The 18,118-nt window shown below is 46.6% G+C and carries 14 protein-coding genes; 11 read left to right on the forward strand and 3 right to left on the reverse strand.

The features are described 5' to 3' along the window. Positions 1-356: 356 nt before the first annotated feature. Positions 357-1,835, forward strand: a complete 1,479-nt coding sequence (locus ACSSS3_RS05735; RefSeq protein WP_442846778.1) for an SLC13 family permease — start codon at positions 357-359, stop codon at positions 1,833-1,835. Positions 1,836-2,022: 187 nt separating this feature from the next. Beyond that, positions 2,023-3,945 (forward strand): family 43 glycosylhydrolase, encoded by a 1,923-nt coding sequence (locus tag ACSSS3_RS05740; RefSeq protein ID WP_442846779.1) that lies wholly within the window; start codon positions 2,023-2,025, stop codon positions 3,943-3,945. 83 nt (positions 3,946-4,028) lie between these two features. Here ACSSS3_RS05740 and ACSSS3_RS05745 read toward each other — a convergent pair whose 3' ends face one another. From ACSSS3_RS05745 to ACSSS3_RS05755, 3 genes are all read right to left on the reverse strand, one after another. Continuing rightward, positions 4,029-5,393, reverse strand: coding sequence for a hypothetical protein (locus ACSSS3_RS05745; protein ID WP_442846780.1), 1,365 nt, complete (start codon positions 5,391-5,393; stop codon positions 4,029-4,031). 21 nt (positions 5,394-5,414) lie between these two features. Continuing rightward, positions 5,415-7,823, reverse strand: a complete 2,409-nt coding sequence (locus ACSSS3_RS05750) for a TonB-dependent receptor (protein WP_442846781.1) — start codon at positions 7,821-7,823, stop codon at positions 5,415-5,417. Positions 7,824-8,203: 380 nt separating this feature from the next. Next, on the reverse strand, positions 8,204-8,905 hold the full coding sequence (locus tag ACSSS3_RS05755; protein WP_442846782.1) for a Crp/Fnr family transcriptional regulator: 702 nt from the start codon (positions 8,903-8,905) through the stop codon (positions 8,204-8,206). A 154-nt stretch (positions 8,906-9,059) separates the two neighbouring features. On the opposite strand from ACSSS3_RS05755, the gene ACSSS3_RS05760 reads away from it, so the two are divergent. The 9 genes from ACSSS3_RS05760 to ACSSS3_RS05800 all read left to right on the forward strand — a co-directional run bounded on the left by ACSSS3_RS05760 (position 9,060) and on the right by ACSSS3_RS05800 (position 17,926). Further along, positions 9,060-11,465: a heavy metal translocating P-type ATPase gene (locus ACSSS3_RS05760; protein ID WP_442846783.1), complete on the forward strand. Its 2,406-nt coding sequence runs from the start codon at positions 9,060-9,062 to the stop codon at positions 11,463-11,465. A 74-nt stretch (positions 11,466-11,539) separates the two neighbouring features. Further along, positions 11,540-11,755, forward strand: a complete 216-nt coding sequence (gene ccoS / locus ACSSS3_RS05765) for a cbb3-type cytochrome oxidase assembly protein CcoS (RefSeq protein ID WP_442846784.1) — start codon at positions 11,540-11,542, stop codon at positions 11,753-11,755. 2 nt (positions 11,756-11,757) lie between these two features. Beyond that, entirely contained in the window at positions 11,758-13,962 is a 2,205-nt protein-coding gene (ccoN, locus tag ACSSS3_RS05770) for a cytochrome-c oxidase, cbb3-type subunit I (protein WP_442846785.1), read from the forward strand. Positions 13,963-13,964: 2 nt separating this feature from the next. Further along, on the forward strand, positions 13,965-14,156 hold the full coding sequence (locus tag ACSSS3_RS05775; RefSeq protein WP_228229159.1) for a CcoQ/FixQ family Cbb3-type cytochrome c oxidase assembly chaperone: 192 nt from the start codon (positions 13,965-13,967) through the stop codon (positions 14,154-14,156). After that, positions 14,153-15,136: a cbb3-type cytochrome c oxidase N-terminal domain-containing protein gene (locus ACSSS3_RS05780; RefSeq protein ID WP_442846786.1), complete on the forward strand. Its 984-nt coding sequence runs from the start codon at positions 14,153-14,155 to the stop codon at positions 15,134-15,136. Before ACSSS3_RS05775 ends, ACSSS3_RS05780 begins: the two co-directional genes overlap by 4 nt. A 9-nt stretch (positions 15,137-15,145) precedes the next feature. Continuing rightward, positions 15,146-16,567, forward strand: coding sequence for a cytochrome c oxidase accessory protein CcoG (gene ccoG / locus ACSSS3_RS05785; RefSeq protein WP_442846787.1), 1,422 nt, complete (start codon positions 15,146-15,148; stop codon positions 16,565-16,567). A 7-nt stretch (positions 16,568-16,574) separates the two neighbouring features. After that, positions 16,575-16,724 (forward strand): hypothetical protein, encoded by a 150-nt coding sequence (locus tag ACSSS3_RS05790; protein ID WP_442846788.1) that lies wholly within the window; start codon positions 16,575-16,577, stop codon positions 16,722-16,724. A gap of 45 nt (positions 16,725-16,769) precedes the next feature. Next, entirely contained in the window at positions 16,770-17,216 is a 447-nt protein-coding gene (locus tag ACSSS3_RS05795; protein ID WP_442846789.1) for a FixH family protein, read from the forward strand. A gap of 2 nt (positions 17,217-17,218) precedes the next feature. Beyond that, a complete protein-coding gene (locus tag ACSSS3_RS05800) occupies positions 17,219-17,926 on the forward strand; it encodes a sulfite exporter TauE/SafE family protein (protein WP_442846790.1) in 708 nt (235 codons plus the stop codon). The last annotated feature ends 192 nt before the right edge of the window (positions 17,927-18,118 follow it).

Consider the following 18,118-nt stretch of genomic DNA (forward strand, 5'->3'; position numbering starts at 1 on the left):
TAAGTGTTTTATGTAGGACATACATACGATTTAAATTCAAGTGTTTAAAAGCCCTGAAGAAAGACCCGAAAGTCTGTTGGCGCATTTTAAATCTGATGTTAACTAAACCTATTTTAAATGGGCGAAAGGATTTTGGTAACAATTTCTTAAAAAAGCGAAGTCAGATACAGGTATGTTTTACGTTTAAATAATTCGCAAAAAACTGAATTTCAACCCGTAATAAATCGATTTCGTAAAAAATAATCAACTTCACAGGACTGAAGCTACTACGTTCATAACCTAATAATTATGAGTATTTTTCAAATCTGAAAAATGCTGAAGTTGTCAAAAACCCAAGCATCTAAAATCTGAATTTCGTGAAACTCGATACGCGTATTTTTTTAATCGCAGGTCCGCTGCTTTTTGTAATCCTTCAGCTTTTGGGAGCACCCGAAGGTATGCCGCAGGCTGCCTATGATGTCTTGTGTGCCACCATCTGGATCGCCTTATGGTGGGTGACCGAGGCTGTGCCTATTGCTGTTACCGCATTGCTGCCCATCGTTCTCTTTCCGCTTACGGGAGCTCTCGATCTCTCTACCACCACCGCGTCTTACGGTCACAAATACATCTTTCTGTATATGGGTGGGTTTATGCTCGCCATCGCCATTGAAAAATGGAACCTGCACAAACGCATCGCCCTGCACATCATCAGGCTAATTGGGACCAACGTTAAAAAAATCATTCTGGGTTTTATGGTTGCGACAGCCTTTTTATCGATGTGGATATCCAACACTGCCACTTCGGTGATGATGCTGCCCATAGGCATGTCTATCGTTTCGCAATTAAAAGACAACCCCGCTACGATAGCAAACGAGCATAAGATCTTTGGGAAAGCCCTGATGCTGAGTATTGCTTACAGCGCTTCCATAGGCGGTATCGCAACCCTGATTGGCACGCCTCCCAATCTGGTTTTTGCCGGCTATATTCAGGAGGTTTACGGTATTGAAATCTCGTTTTTAAAGTGGCTTAGCTTCGGTCTGCCTATTTCTATCATGTTACTTCTGGTGTCCTGGTATTATCTGGTAAACATAGCGTTCCGGTTTGAGCAAAAGGAGTTTCCGGGAGGTAAGGCCGAAATTCAAAACCTGCTCACAGAACTGGGCCCTATGAAACGCGAGGAAAAAATGGTGCTTTCGGTTTTTATCATCACCGCATTCTGCTGGGTTTCCCGCTCGTTTATACTCGAAGAATTTCTGCCCGGAATTGACGACACCATCATCGCAATGATTGCCGGGATTACCCTGTTTACGCTAAGTGCAGGCGAACCGGGAAAACGCATCCTTAACTGGAAGGAGGCCGTAAAATTGCCCTGGGGTATCATTCTGCTTTTTGGCGGAGGGATGGCACTTGCATCGGGATTTGAAGTCACCGGACTCGCCGAATGGTTTGGCGTTAAAATCACCCTGCTCGATACCCTGCCGCTTTTACTGCTGGTTTTTATCGTGATCTTCTGCGTAAACTTTATTACCGAACTCACCTCAAATCTCGCGACCACGGCGATGTTGTTGCCTATTTTAGCCCCCATAGCCCTGAAACTCGATTTAAACCCCTATATGCTGCTGGTTGCAACCACGGTTGCGGCTTCCTGTGCGTTTATGCTTCCGGTAGCAACGCCGCCCAATGCGGTGGTTTTCGGCTCGGGATACTTACGCATCCCCGACATGGTAAAATCGGGATTGTGGATGAATCTGATCTCAATCGTTTTGCTTACTGCAATGGTTTATTTTGCTTTACCGCTGCTTTGGGATTTTGATCCTTTCGGCTTTAGTCAAAAGTTTATACTCGATAAACCTTAGCACATAAAAACCAAAAGCGATGCACTACGCATCCGGTTTAAAATAAGTGTTGTTTACACAATTACCACTATATTTAAAACTTCAACCTGTAAAACGGAAAGCCGGGAGACTTATTTCCAGGCTTTTGCCCGGATTAGCCGTTTTAAAAGTTGATTTGATCCGGGCACACCATTAAGTTCTATTTACGATGAAGTCTTTAAAATACATTCTTACCGCTCTGCTTTTCGCCCAAACCGCTATCCTGAGCGCTCAGGAAACCAGGGAAGGCTATCTTTTTGCCTACTTTGAAGGCAAGGGACCCGGCGATAAACAGGAGCAAATACGTTTTGCCGTAAGCGACGACGCGGTAAACTGGAAAGCGCTGAACAACAACAAGCCCGTCCTGTCTTCTGCTGAAATCTCGGCTACCGGCGGGGTGCGCGATCCGCATATTTTACGCGGGGGCAAAAACGACGGTTTTTATATGGTCGCGACCGATATGTTTACAAAGAAAAACGGCTGGGAGACCAATCCGGGTATTGTACTGCTGCATTCAGACGATTTGATCAACTGGGACTCTTCGATCATCAATCTGGAAAAAAGCTATCCCAAACCCTTTAAAAACACCAAATGGGTCTGGGCACCGCAAACCTTTTACGACACTAAAAAGCGCAAATACCTCGTGTATTTTACCGTAAGCTCTTACGACAACCTGAAGCTCGATTTTTATGCCGCTTATGCCAATAAAGATTTTACCGGTTTTGAATCGACGCCAAAGCTGCTCTACAGTGCCAAAGACGGTGCGATTGACGGCGATATCATTTATAAAGACGGTCTGTATCACTTGTTTTATAAAGGAAATACCAAAGACGAAAACGGAAAGGAAATCCAAAACGGAATCAAACAGGCTACCAGCAAAAAGCTATTGGGCCCGTATACCGAATCTTTTGAATACCTGGATGCCTATGCAGACGATCCCACAGTGGTTGAGGGTAGTTCGGTCTTTAAGCTGAATGATACAGACGACTACATCCTGATGTACGACCTGTATTCAAACGGCAGGTATGAGTTTCAACGCAGTACCGATTTGTTTCAATTCACTAAGGAAACCGAATCCTTTACCAAAGATTTTTTTCCGCGTCATGGAAGCGTTATCAGCATCACCAAAGCCGAAGCCAAACGTCTGGAGCAGAAGTGGGTTGGCGTACCCACTTCCCTGTTAACCGAAGCCGACGGCACCTATAAATTCACATCCAACGGCAATCCCATCATCACGCATAAGTTTACGGCAGATCCGGCGGCGCTGGTGGAGAATGACACCTTGTGGCTGTTTACAGGTCACGATTACGAGGGCGGTCAAAAAGGCTATAAAATGAAAGACTGGCTGGTGTTTTCAACCACCGATATGCAAAACTGGACTGAGCATCCCGTTCCTATGCAGATCACCGATTTCCCGTGGGCGACCAGCGGCGATGCCTATGCCGGTCACGTGGCTAAACGAAACGGAAAATACTACTGGTACATCAGCACCAACTGGAATGGAATCGGTGTCGCCGTGGCCGATAAACCACAGGGGCCTTATACAGATGCGCTGGGCAAACCGCTTCTTACCAATGAAGATTGTTTCGCCTCAACCCACGTCTGGACCTGCATCGATCCTGCGATTTTAATAGACCAAGACGATCAGCCCTGGATTTTTTGGGGTAATGGGGTTTGCTATTACGCAAAGCTGAAAGACAACATGATCGAGATCGATGGCGAAATCAAAAAAATAGATTTTGAAGGATTTGAATTTACCGAAGCGCCCTGGGTACACGAGCGTAACGGCAAGTATTATTTGACCTACGCCACCGGTTTCCCCGAGAAAATCGCCTATGCCATGGCAGACCGGGTTGACGGACCTTATGAATATAAAGGCATTTTAAACGAAGTAGCCGGAAACAGCAATACCAATCATCAGGGCGTTGTTTCGTACAAAGACAACTGGTATTTTATCTATCACAACGGCAGCATTCAGCCCGATGGCGGAAGCTACAGCAGATCGGTTTGCATCGATAAACTGGAATATAATGAAGACGGAACAATCAAGCGGGTACACATGACTACCGAAGGGGTTTCCATTCCCGATTGATACTTCTGCCTAAGCATATCTATAACTAAAAAAAGCTCCCGTCAAACCGGGAGCTTTCTCGCTTAATAAAACCATCTGAAGCCTTAGAAAGCACCAATAAAATGGCTTCCTGTTGTATTGACTAATTCTGCTCCTTTAGTGACTTCGCCGGTTTCGGTATCAATCACGTAGATGTTTCCATTTTTACCAACGGGTGCCTGAGTTACATAGATGTCAGTTCCATCTACGGCAAATCCCTGATACTGGAATAGATAAAAATCAGGATCGTAAGGGATACCGGTAATTTTCTGAGCTGTTTTGGCATTGAGGTCAACCAAAGCGAAAAAGCCCTGGGCTCCCGCTACGCCTTCTGCTGAGCCTGCATGACGGTAAGCCAGAACCGCTTTACCATTTGCTGCCGGTCTCCAGGCCAAAATGTAGGCATCTTCAACACCCAGAGCCGCATCGAGACTGAATACATACGAGTCATCGTACTCATTATTTGCCCCAATTTTCAGGATATGCGAACCCTGAGGATCTCCCTGATTGGCCTGATAAACAGCCCCATTATATTCAAATGCATTAATGCTTCGGTAGCCGTTTGTATTCCCAATTCCTACTCCGGAAGTAATCACTTTAGGATTGGTTAAGGATGGATAATCCAAAACTATTGATTTTGAAGCCAGAATTTCTCCGTCCCGGTCTGTTTCTCCCGTTTCAGGGTTTACTTTGCTTAAACGGGCACCGATGTATAATTTATCGCCGGCCGCATTTAGCGTGGGCATATCAATACGTGAGATGTAATAGCCTTTAGCTTCCTCTTCGGCACTGAGCGGCACACTGTGCTCTTCAAAATTGACGATTTGAGAATTTACCAGATCCAGAGTCACGATTCCCATTGTGGCTTCGGTACGCTCGTAAAAATCATCGGTTTCATCTTCAGGCGTGTTGTTATCATTGAATTGATTTTCGGTAGAAACATAAACCGCAGCTCCGGTTTTATCGCCATCAAATAGCTTAATCCAGCGTGGAGCAGAACCTACATAGGGCGCTATACTGATTGCCGAACCTGTTTGCTCAAAATCCTGACCGCCCAGAACCTCATATTTGGTATAATTTCCTCCCGTATCACCGGCATAGCTGATGTTGAAAATGGTAGACCCATCTTCAGAAGCCTGCAATCGTGCAGTACGGTTTGAAGGCACAATAAAGCCGTTGTCAAAAGGCTCTATAGATACGGTAGGATCTTTAGCATCCTCACTACTTAACGCATAGATCAACGTTCCTCCGTTACCATCCCCGGGATTATCGCCCATTCGGGCAGCAGCGACAGTAATCCAGCGGCTGGTATCTTCAGGGTCTGTGATTACAGTTGACCCATTGTCGTCATCGGTATTGCAGGATGCCATAAATAGGGAACCTATTGCGGCAAAAGCAAGGGTTTTAATGTTTAAAAATGTTCGTTTCATGATTTGTTTGGTATTTAAAGTTTAAAAAGAATTGATTGAATAGTTGAGTTTTAAGTAAAAGGCTCTTCCCGGTTTTTGCACAGACAGGTTATCGTAAACCGGCCTGTCAAAAATGTTTTTGACATCAAAACTGAGTACAAAGCATTTATCGGGAAAGAAATAGCTCAGCCCCAGGTCCTGCGCCAATTGTTCAGGAACTTTAAAAAATTCGTCTCCCACGGTGTTAGATCCCTGCGGAACCAGGTAAGAGAATTCATCGGTGTAATAGAGAGTATAGAATAAGTCAAGCCGCGATTGCTTTTGAAGCAGGTTTTTAAGGGAGTAGCGCAGATTGCCATTCATCGTTAAGAAGGGGGTGTTCGGCACGGCTACTTCGGTACCCCGGTTTTCAATCTTTAAATCGAATTTTGAAATATTAAAGTTGGCCGAGAGCTTGTCGTTGAAGTTGTAATTCAACTGCGCATCAAAGCCTTTTGAAGTCCCGCTGCCCTGATTGACATATACGATCAACTCATCGTTTACATTGAGTGAGGTCTCGATTGGCAATCCTATGCGATCTTTGATGTTTCGGGTGAAAAAATTGGCAGACAACGTGAGTTGATGCCGGTTAAAATCGAATGCCCCCAGACGGAAACCCAGATTGTAGTTGTTGCTCTGCTCGGGATTAATGCCGGAATTAGCCACTACATTATCGCCGTCATTACCAAAAATTTCAGTCTCATTAGGAAGGCGAATGGCTTTTTCGGCCGAAGCCAGCAAAAAGACCTTAGGGTTAATCCCATAAGATGCGGCAAAACCATAGCCTTCAAATTTTTTATTGCTGCTTACCACCTCATCAACGATAATGCGGTTTCCGGCATCATTGGTGACAAGCTCAGGATCTTTGCTTATCGTTTTTTGCTGATAGTATTTTCCAAACAAGCTGGCTTTAAGCCGGTCATTAAAGGCATTTACTTCATAGGTTAAAGACAGGATGTTCTTGTGCAAATCCCGTGTGCCCACAAAGGTATTTTCTAGAAGGGGTCGCAAGGCATCGCTATCTTCCCGGTCGATACTGCTGTACACGTGATTAAACAGAACTTTATGAGCATCATTAAAGGCATACGAAATCCCTGACCGCACCGATGCTACGTTACGGCTTATCTTTAAAAGCGTGGGACCACCTTCCTGCTGCGAACCCCAGGTATATTCGTATTCATCACCTCTAAAATCAATGGCGCGTTCACCGTTCCAGCTGTAGGCCGCGGCCACGGTATCATTGAGTTGACGGTTTCGGCTTCCGTAATATCCGTTAACAGTGACGTCAAGACCTTCAGCAAACAAATCGCTTTTTTGGTAGCTCAGGTTTGCAAGCGCGACATCAGACTCATAAAACCTTCCTTTATAAGGCATAATGGTCATAAAGGCTCCGTGTTGTACTTCCTTGTAGTCATCAGACCCGGTAAAGCCTACATAAAACTGGTCTGCCCAGCTCACATCGGTATAGCCTATTTGTACAATCCCGCCCGTAGAACGGTAGGCATCATTAAAACGTCTCGCGGTAATGGGGGTTTGTACACCTCCCAACCCGGTAACCACTATACTTCTGCCGCTTACTTCATAATCGTTATCTGAGTAATTATGAAAGCCCGAAGCCTTGACGGTAAAACCCGATTTATCGAAACGGTAGAGTCCGTTTACACTGGCCTGAAACGTGTTGAACGAACCATAAGACACCGAAGCATTCAGGTTTGTCGCGGCAGATTTATCTAAAACAATGTTGATGGCACCACCCAACGCATCGTCTGATAAATACCCCGGCACTACCCCTTTATACACCTCAATTTGCTGAATCATAGAAGGCGGAATGCTGTTGAGATTGAATGCAGAACCAAAAGTGGAAATGGGAATCCCATCTATAAAAATGCGCACCGCACTACCCGATAATCCGTTAAGGCTGTATTCTACGTTAGAGCCCAGGCCGCCATTCTGCCTGATTTTTACACCAACCGTGGTATTTAAAAGTTCGTTTGTCTGAATGTTGCGCTTGGCGGCTTCTTCGGTACTTACCACGTTTACCGCAAAGCCCTGCTTTTCCATTTTGGTCTTTATCGATTCCGCGCGAATAGCAACCGCATCAAGCTCATAATCTCCAGCATTATCAAGCTGAATATCGTGGCGCAGGTTAGCATTTTTAATAACAACCTGATCAAAACCTATAAAATCCCCGCTTAGAATCTCAAGATTGTAGGTGCCCGATGGTAAATCCCGGAAGCTGTAAACAGCTGCACCATTGGTTTGGGTTTCCTTTGAAATCCCCGAACCGCTGAGCTTAATCTGCGCCTGAGGCACCAGATAGCCGTTGGCATCTTTTACCACACCGCTAAGGTTAAATTGCGCACTTGCCGCAAAGCAAAAAAGTAGAAAAAAACAGGTTAGTTGTTGCTTCATCGTTAGGTTATGAGTGGACAAATTTATGTTTATTTAGATTAAATCCAAATAAAAATAGAATAAGTAAGTCCGTGATATCCCTCGCTACTTCTGGTCTCGCAGCTACGACGAAGCTCTATTAATTTGCGTATACATCTGTAAGTCAAAGCTCAACAAGCCATCACTTAACTGTTTTTTATACGCTTATTTTTTCGTTAATGAGTTGAAAAATGAGGTTACTGAATTGGATAGTTTTCATATAAGGACCCTATAAACAAATAAGATTATACCAGATTTGGTATTTAGATTATACAAGACTGATTGACTTGAAAACAGAACTATATATTCAACGGAATAAGTCTAAAAAGAATCAAGAATTATCAGAAAAGTCAGGGAATCTCTTAAACCCCATCCCACAATTGGTCTAAGCCCTTGCGATCACGTATTTTGATACGCTTGCCTTCGGTTTCGATAAGGCCTTCCTTTTTAAATTTGGTGAGTGTACGTATGCACAATTCGGTGGCTGTGCCCACCACGTCTGCGATATCATTTCGCGACAGCACCAGGCTTAGATAGCCGTCTGCATCGGAACCAAAATGTCTGTCGAGGTACAGTAAAATTCCGGCGACGCGCTGGTTTACGGTTTTCTGCGCCATATTGACGATGACATCATCGGCCAGTTTGAGTTCGTGCGCCATATTCTTCAGCAGCGCCTGAATAAACTCCGGATTCTTCGAAATGCTTTCGGTGAAGTTTTCTTTCGGAATAAAACACAGCTGCATATCGTTTAACGCAATTGCACTGAGGTTTGCGGCTTCCTCGGCAATAAGCGATCGCTGCCCCATCACCTCTCCTTTAAAAGCGATCTTTACAATCTGATCTTTCCCGTTTTCGCTAAGCTTAGACAGCTTGGATACCCCGTCGCGCACGCAAAAAACACCGTTTAGCTTTTCGCCCTCCTTAAAAATAGATTCCCCCTTTTTAACCGTACGGGTCACCTTAGCATCTGAAATGGCTTTCAACTCCTCTTTTTTGAGGGATCTGAGCGCATTCAGTTCTCTGATGATACAGTTCTCGCAGCGGGACTCTTCGTGTGGGTTCATAGTTCAAAATTAGCGAAGAGCACAGCCAAAAAAAAGGTTTTGGGAGGCTGAAATCAAAAACTTTCAAAAAAAATGAAAGCAACTGACAAAAGTCATCTTTTTCGGGCATCGCGTTTAAGTCCTTTGCATCAGGTATTTAGCAAATTAGAATAAAATGGAATTATGTTATCACTGTGGCGACTCCTGCGGGGAGCACGTCCTGGCGCATCACAGCAAGTTCTTTTGCTGCAGTGGCTGCAAAACGGTTTACGACATCCTGTATGAAAACAACCTGTCGTACTACTATGATCTGGACAAAAGTCCGGGTACCACACCAAAAGATTTCAAAGGTCGGTTTGATTATCTGGACAACCCGGAAATCAAGGCCAAACTGCTCGACTTTGACGAGCAGGCCACGCAGATCGCATCGTTTACCATACCCGCCATACATTGCAGCTCCTGCATCTGGGTACTGGAAAACCTGAGCAAACTGCGCCCGGCTATCAAAAGCACTCAGGTGAACTTCCCTGAAAAAACCATTCGCATCACCTTCAATTCGGCCGAGATCAGTCTTAAAGAAGTGGTTGAACTGCTGTGTATGTTGGGTTACGAACCGGTGATTTCGCTACAGGATTTCAACAAAAAAGAGCGCAAAAAAGACCGCTCCCTCATTTACAAACTGGGCATCGCAGGCTTTGCCTTTGGAAATATCATGTTTCTCTCCTTCCCCGAATATTTTGAGGTTGAAGAGTTTTGGCTAGACCGGTATAAACCCGTTTTCAGGGCTTTGATGCTGGTGTTTTCGATTCCGGTGGTGCTGTACTCAGCCCGTGATTATTTTACTTCCGCCTTTAAATCGCTGCGCTCGCGTATGCTAAATATAGACGTGCCCATTGCTTTGGGCATTCTGGTACTCTTTCTGCGTTCGTGCTACGAGGTGATTACCAACACCGGAACCGGCTTTTTTGATAGTCTGGCGGGATTGGTTTTCTTTCTTTTACTCGGAAAGTTTTTTCAGCAGAAAACCTACGCTTACCTCAGCTTTGAGCGCGACTACAAATCCTATTTTCCCATCGCGGTAACCCGCCTGGAAACCGAAGGAACCCAACGGGAAAGCCAGATTCCGGTTTATGAGATCAAACCAAAAGATCGCATACTCATACGCAATGGCGAACTCATCCCGGTAGACGGAATCCTGATCAAAGGAGATGCGCTCATCGACTACAGTTTCGTCACCGGCGAGGCCGAACCCGTATCTAAAAAAACAGGTGATACGGTCTTTGCGGGTGGAAAACAACAGGGCGGCATTCTGGAACTCAGCGTGACCAAAGCCGTCGAACAAAGTTACCTCACCCAATTGTGGAGCAACGAAATCTTTCAAAAAGAACGGCAAAACGAACTCGACTCTCTTACGACCAAAATAAGCAAACACTTTACCCTGGGCGTGCTGGGCATTGCTCTGGCTGCGTCCCTGTTTTGGTGGTTTGTTGACCCCTCAAAAATACTCCATGTCTTTACTGCAGTGCTCATTGTCGCCTGCCCCTGCGCGCTGGCCTTGTCGGCACCTTTTACGCTGGGCAATCTGCTGCGCATCACGGGGAAGCACAAATTCTATTTAAAGGATGCCGGCGTTTTAGAACAACTGGCGGCTATTGATACGGTGGTTTTTGACAAAACGGGCACGCTGACCTCAGCTTCCAAAGAAGCCATACGCTATAACGGTGAAAGCCTTACCGAACAAGAAGAATCGCTGCTTACTAGCACACTTCGAGCTTCAAACCATCCGCTGAGCCGCAGTTTGTACAGCATGTTTCAGGATTATAAAATCAAGGTTCTTGATGATTTTGAAGAAGAACCGGGAATGGGAATCACCGGCACGCTAAAAAAACAGGAAATTCGTGTGGGTTCGTATGCCTTTGTTAATGCGCTTCCGCCCGAAAAACAACAGCTTGCAGACAGTCATACCAGCGTACACATCGCCACGCAAACCGGTTATAAAGGCTGCTACACTTTTCAAACCACCTACCGCAGCGCTTTAAAATCGGTGTTTCGGGAACTGAGCAAAAATGCCGAACTCGTTATTCTTTCGGGCGATAACGACAGCGAGCAAAGCAGGCTGAACAGACTGCTAGATGTCCCCGTCGCGATGCATTTCAATCAAAAACCGGAAGACAAGCTGAAGTTTATCAAAAGCCTGCAGCAACAGGGTAAAAAAGTGATGATGGTGGGTGACGGACTCAACGACAGCGGGGCTTTGGCACAAAGCGATGTGGGCATCGCCATTTCTGAAAATGTGAATGTCTTTTCACCCGCCTGCGACGGGATTTTGGATGCTTCGCGTTTTGAGCAATTGCCTGCCTTTATAAAACTCGCCCGGAATGGTAAACGCATCATCAAATGGAGTTTTGTGCTCTCGCTGCTTTACAATGTGGTGGGCCTCGCGCTGGCCGTAAGTGGAAACTTAAAACCCGTCTACGCCGCGATTTTAATGCCCTTAAGCTCCATCAGCATCGTGGCGTTTACCACATTATGCACCTATTATTTCGGCAGCAGTTTAAAAAATCCCGAAGAAGACAAATAGATTTTCAAAAGCTGATTTATGTCATCTTTTAAGCAAAGACGGCCCTCTAATTTTACAACCAAATTCAGGTAGGTATGAGTATCATTTATATGCTTCTCGCGATAAGCGTGGTTGTGGCTTTAGTCTTCTTTGCGGCCTTTATTTTCTCGGTGGGCAAGGGACAGTACGATGACACCTATACCCCTTCGGTACGTATGCTGTTTGAAGACGAACTCGTGAAAAACACAGGGTCTTCCGCAGACAAAAACCAACAATCCATTACCAATCATTCAGATCGCAAATCGAAGTAATTATGCAAACAGAACAGTTTTATTACGACAACAAAATCGTAAGAAAGTTTATCATCGCCACCCTGTTTTGGGGGCTCATCGGGATGAGCGTGGGCTTGCTGCTGGCCTTTATGTTTTTATTTCCCAATATCACAGACGGCATCTCCTGGCTGAGTTTTGGCCGCCTGCGCCCGCTACACACCAATGCGGTGATTTTTGCTTTTGTGGGGAACGCCATTTATGCCGGGGTGTATTACTCGTCACAGCGCCTGCTTAAAGCCCGTATGTGGAAAGACTGGCTGAGCAACTTCAATTTTTGGGGCTGGCAGGCGATTATTGTCGCCGCAGCCATCACACTGCCGCTGGGCTACACCACTTCTAAAGAATATGCAGAGCTCGAGTGGCCTATAGACATTATGATCGCGCTGGTTTGGGTGGCTTTTGGGGCCAACCTCATCGGTACCATCCTCAAACGCAGACAGCGCCATCTCTATGTGGCCATTTGGTTTTACCTGGGCACTTTTGTAACCGTGGCCGTGCTGCATATTGTAAACAGTATCGAGCTGCCCATAAGCGCGCTTAAAAGTTATTCGTATTACGCCGGGGTGCAGGATGCGCTGGTACAATGGTGGTACGGGCACAACGCGGTGGCATTTTTCCTGACCACTCCGTTTCTGGGTCTGATGTACTACTTTGTACCCAAAGCCGCCAACCGGCCTATCTATTCCTACCGACTCTCGATTGTACACTTTTGGTCGCTGATTTTCATTTACATCTGGGCAGGGCCGCACCACTTGCTGTACACCGCACTGCCCGGCTGGGCGCAAAACCTGGGAGTTGCCTTTTCGGTGATGCTGATCGCGCCCTCCTGGGGTGGTATGATCAACGGCCTGCTTACCCTGCGTGGCGCCTGGGATAAGGTACGTACCGATCCGGTTTTGAAATTTATGGTGGTTGCCATTACCGGTTATGGGATGGCCACCTTTGAAGGGCCGATGCTTTCGCTTAAAAATGTAAATGCCATTGCGCACTTCAGCGACTGGATCATAGCTCACGTGCACGTAGGCGCCCTGGCGTGGAACGGCTTCCTCACCTTTGGGATGGTCTACTGGATGGTGCCGCGATTATTCAAAACGCAGCTCTGGTCTACCAAACTCGCGAACGTACACTTCTGGGTAGGTACTTTGGGAATCATTATGTACGCGCTGCCTATGTATGTGGCAGGTTTTGTACAGGCTTCGATGTGGAAACAATTCAATCCTGACGGAACCCTTACCTACGGAAACTTTCTGGAGACTTTAACCGAAATCATCCCGATGTACTGGATGCGTGCCATAGGTGGTTCGCTTTACATCTCCGGTGCTTTTGTGATGCTTTACAACATCATTAAGACCATAAGAAGCGGAAGCAAAGTGACCGACGAACTCGCCGAAGCTGCACCACTTAGCCCCGTGACCCGCAAACGTACCCCCAAAGAAGGCTACCATACCTGGCTGGAACGCCGCCCGGTTCAACTCACCATCTTCGCCACCATCGCCATTTTGATTGGCGGTATGGTGCAAATCATTCCGTCACTGATTGTAGATGATTATGTACCCGTGATTTCTACGGTAAAACCCTACACCCCACTGGAGCTTGAAGGGCGTGACCTCTACATCCGCGAAGGATGTGTGGGCTGCCACTCGCAGATGATCAGACCCTTCCGCAGTGAAGTAGAGCGTTACGGCGAGTACTCCAAGTCGGGCGAGTATGTCTACGATCATCCCTTCCTCTGGGGAAGCAAGCGCACGGGGCCCGATTTATTTCGCGTAGGCGGAAAATATTCAGACAACTGGCACCTCAACCATATGTATGATCCGCAGAGCACCTCAGCCGGTTCAATTATGCCGTCTTACAGTTGGTTGATACGCAGCGAACTCGACAAGTCACAGACCGAAGACAAGATGAAATCGATGAAGCAACTGGGTGTTCCCTATACGGTTGAAGACATCGAGCGCGCCCAGCAATGGATGAGCGAACAGGGCGAACAGATCGAAAAGAATCTGTATGCCGACCCCGATTTTGCCAAAACCTATGAAGCCGATAAAAAAGCTGCTGCTCAAAACGGAGCTGATTTTGTCGAAATGCGCAACCGCGAGATCGTCGCGCTTATCGCCTACCTGCAACGCCTGGGAACCGATATCAAGATTAAAACCGGTGCCGAAAATTCAACCGCAAAAACCGAATAACCATGCTCAAATTTGTCAAACAAAATCTGGAAAACATAGACGGGGTAGCCATCTACCCCATCATCTCCCTGCTCATTTTCTTTGTGTTTTTTGTCGCCCTGTTTGCCTGGGTGATCACCGCAAAGAAGCATTATTTACAGGAAGTGAGTGCGCTTCCGCTTGAAGAAGACCTTTTAACACCAGACCAGCCATGAGAAGTATCGCATCTATACTACGCATTTTAGCTTTTGCGGGCTTTGCCTACCTCTTTCTAAATTATGTGGGTACACCCGAAAATGAAGCTTCGGTATTTACCACCCAAAACTGGCTCTGGGTCGTCTATGCCGTGCTCGTCTTTATGTACATCGCTTTTGAGATTTGTATTGAAAGCTTACACGCCGTCCTCTTTAAAACCCTGAAGCCGGAAGCCCGGGAACAGTACCGGGCTGAAGTCGAAGCTAAAAAAGAACAGCGCCTTTTTTGGTTTAAAGGCCTGTACGCCAAACTCTGGAAAGCGAAGCCTGTGGAGCAGGAAGAAGAAATCTTGCTGGATCACAATTATGATGGCATCAAAGAACTCGACAACCGTCTGCCGCCGTGGTGGGTGTATGGTTTTTACGCTACTATTCTGTTTGCCGCCGTGTATTTAATACGCTTTGAAGTGCTGAATGACTACACCCAGATCGACGAGTATGAAGAAGCCGTCGCGCAGGCTAAACTGGATCTGGAGGAATACAAAAAAACCGCTAAGGATTTAGTAGACGAAAATACCGTAGAACTGCTTACCGATGCAAGCGATATCAAAGCGGGAGAAGCCATTTTTAGCGGAAACTGCATCGCCTGTCACAAAGCAGGCGGCGCGGGAGGCATTGGCCCCAACCTCACCGATGACTACTGGATTCTGGGTGGCGGTATTAAAAATGTCTTTCACACCATAGCCGAAGGAGGACGCGCCGGAAAAGGGATGATCTCCTGGAAAACCGACCTGAAACCCGGCGAAATTGCACAGGTCGCCAGCTACGTATTGAGCCTGCACGGCACCAACCCGGCAGATGCCAAAGAACCGGAAGGGGAAATCTGGATTGATGAAAACGGCCCTGTAGAAGCTGTACAGGTACAACAGGATTCTACCGGCATTGAGGTGATTTTAGAACAGGAACCGGTGACCGATGACGTCATCACCAACGAAAATTAGAAACAACCCATGGCTTCTCAGGATCAGGAACATTTTAGGGACAGCATAGGCACCATCAACGATGCAGGCAAACGCGCGTGGGTGTATCCTAAAAAACCGGTGGGCAAACTCTACGAGTACCGCAAACTGGTAAGTTATGTCCTGCTGCTCTTTTTATTCGGTGCGCCGTTTGTACACATCAACGGCAACCAGTTTCTGATGTTCAATGTGCTGGAGCGTAGGTTTAATATTTTCGGCTTTCCGTTCTGGCCGCAGGATTTTCACCTCTTTGTGATGATGATGATCATCGGGGTGGTCTTTGTAGTGCTGTTTACGGTTGCTTTTGGCCGAATCTTTTGCGGGTGGATTTGCCCCCAAACCATTTTTATGGAAATGGTCTTCCGCAGGATTGAATACTGGATTGATGGTGACCGCGGGAAACAAATACGCCTAAACAACATGCCCTGGAATGCCGAAAAAATACGGAAACGTCTGCTGAAATGGTCGGTCTTTTTTGTGATCTCGTTTCTCATTGCCAATGTGTTTCTGGCCTATCTCATAGGCAGCGAGCGCCTGCTGCAGTACATCACCGATGGCCCGGCAAACCACGTAAGCACCCTCATCTCGCTGCTCATTTTCACCGGCGTGTTTTACTTTGTTTTCGCCTGGTTTCGCGAGCAGGTGTGTATCATCGTGTGCCCCTACGGCAGGTTGCAGGGTGTTTTGCTCGATACCAAATCTATCGTGGTGGCTTACGATTACAAACGCGGTGAGAAAGAAGCCGGCAGAGCCAAATTTAAAAAGACTGAAGACCGCGAAACAACAGGCAAGGGGGATTGCATCGACTGCTTTCAGTGCGTAAATGTGTGCCCCACGGGAATTGACATCCGCAACGGCACCCAGCTGGAATGTGTAAACTGCACCGCCTGTATTGACGCCTGCAACCAGATGATGGAGGCGGTAAACCTGCCCCAGGATTTGATTCGCTATGCCAGTGAAGAAAACATCGAGAAGAAAACCAAATTTCAGTTTACTCCGCGTCTTAAGGGCTATACCGCCGTACTGATCATTCTAATTGGCGTATTAAGTGGGATGCTCTTTTTACGCAATGATGTGGAAGCAAACGTGCTGCGCCTGCCGGGTCAGCTCTATGAGCACAAGGCCGAAGATATCATCAGCAATGTGTACACCTTTAAGCTCATCAATAAAACCACGCGAACAATTGAAGACGTGCACTTTGAGCTGATTTCGCATAGCGGAAGTATTAAAGTGGTGTCGCAGGAAACACTTGAAGTACCGGCACAGGGACTTGCGGAAGGCACGCTTTTTATAGAAGTGAAAAGCGCTGATCTGGAAGGCGAAAAAGAACAATTAAAAATAGGGGTTTACAGCGGTGAGCGGCTCATAGAGACCACCCGCACCATCTTTCTGGGGCCCCGAAGCTATAACTGATACGATCATGGAAACTACAAAAAAACACAACTGCTGCCTGGGCTGTCAAAACGGAAAACCCGGTCAGAACCAGCATTGCAGGGTACGCCTGCTCCAAGAAGAGCAAAAACAGAAAAAAGCCCTGAGTCAGGAGGAACTGGCTCAAAAATATAATTAACCCCGGCGGGGAAGGTTTTCATTTAAAAAATTAAAACACATCACTATGAAATTCAATTGGGGAACCGGGCTCGTCATCGGTATGCTAAGCTTTATGAGCTTTATCCTGTACTTTGTGATCACCATGTCTACAGACCAGAAATACAGCTACGATCTGGTTATTGAAGATTATTACAAACACGAGATGAACCTGCAGGGCGCCATAGACGCCACCGCAAACAGCAATCAGCTCGAAACACCGGTAACCGGTACCAAAACCGAAGCGGGTTACCTCATTGCATTTCCTAAAAATTTAGATCCTAAAGCCATCACCGGCTCAGTGTTCCTGTATAGACCGTCTGCCAGGCAACTTGATTTTGACATGCCTATACGCCTGTCATCTTCTAATTTGCTCATACCTGACAAACGCCTGGTTGGCGGTCGCTGGAACATTACCATCACCTGGGAATACGAGGGTAAAAACTACCGCTTTGAGGATGAAATAACCTATTGATTATGATCGCAACGGCGCTTCTTTTCGGACTTTTGGGCAGTTTGCACTGCGTGGGCATGTGTGGGCCTATCGCGTTTTTGATGCCGGTAGATCACCGGAATCCGCTGAAAAAGTTCTTTCAAATACTCAGCTACCACAGCGGGCGGCTGCTTACCTATGCGCTTATTGGCTTTCTGTTTGGAGCCGTGGGAGAGCGTTTAAACCTCTTTGGCTTACAGCAGCAACTTTCTATCGCTGTAGGTGCCCTGATGATCACCGCAGTGGTTATCCCCTCCCGTATTTTTAACCGTTATAACCTGTCAAAACCTGCGTATAAACTGGTGGGGCGTATCAAATCGGCGTTGGGTCAGCAGCTTAAAAGCAAACGCAAAAGCACCTTTTTCACCCTGGGCTTGTTAAATGGACTGTTGCCCTGCGGACTCGTCTATATGGCGGTGTTTGGAGCTTTGGGCACCGGCGGCGCACTCCACGGCAGCCTGTATATGCTCCTCTTTGGATTAGGCACCGTACCCCTGATGACTTCAGCCCTGTATCTGGGAAATTTTATAAAAGGCAAAGCCAAAAAACAAATTGTCAAGGTCATTCCTATTCTGGTGATCCTGATGGGTTTTTTGTTTATCCTGCGTGGTTTGGGCTTAGGTATTCCCTACGTTTCGCCTTCGGAAAAGGTTGCTGTGGCACAGGTAGAGGCGAGGCAGAGTTGTCATTGAGAGATCACCTCATCCCCAGCCCTTCTCCCGCCGGAGAAGGGAGCCAATCCTAACTAGATTTTTGCTTTAAGACTAGGAAACAGTCTTCTTAGTCCTCTTTTTCTTCAGTATAGCAATGAGTCCCCGTTAAAAATTTTCGAAGCCTTGGAGAAAATTTAGGGGACTTATTGCGGTTTTGCCCCTAAGGGCAAA

This window comes from Leeuwenhoekiella sp. H156 (genome assembly GCF_052218455.1).
GTDB lineage: Bacteria > Bacteroidota > Bacteroidia > Flavobacteriales > Flavobacteriaceae > Leeuwenhoekiella > Leeuwenhoekiella parthenopeia.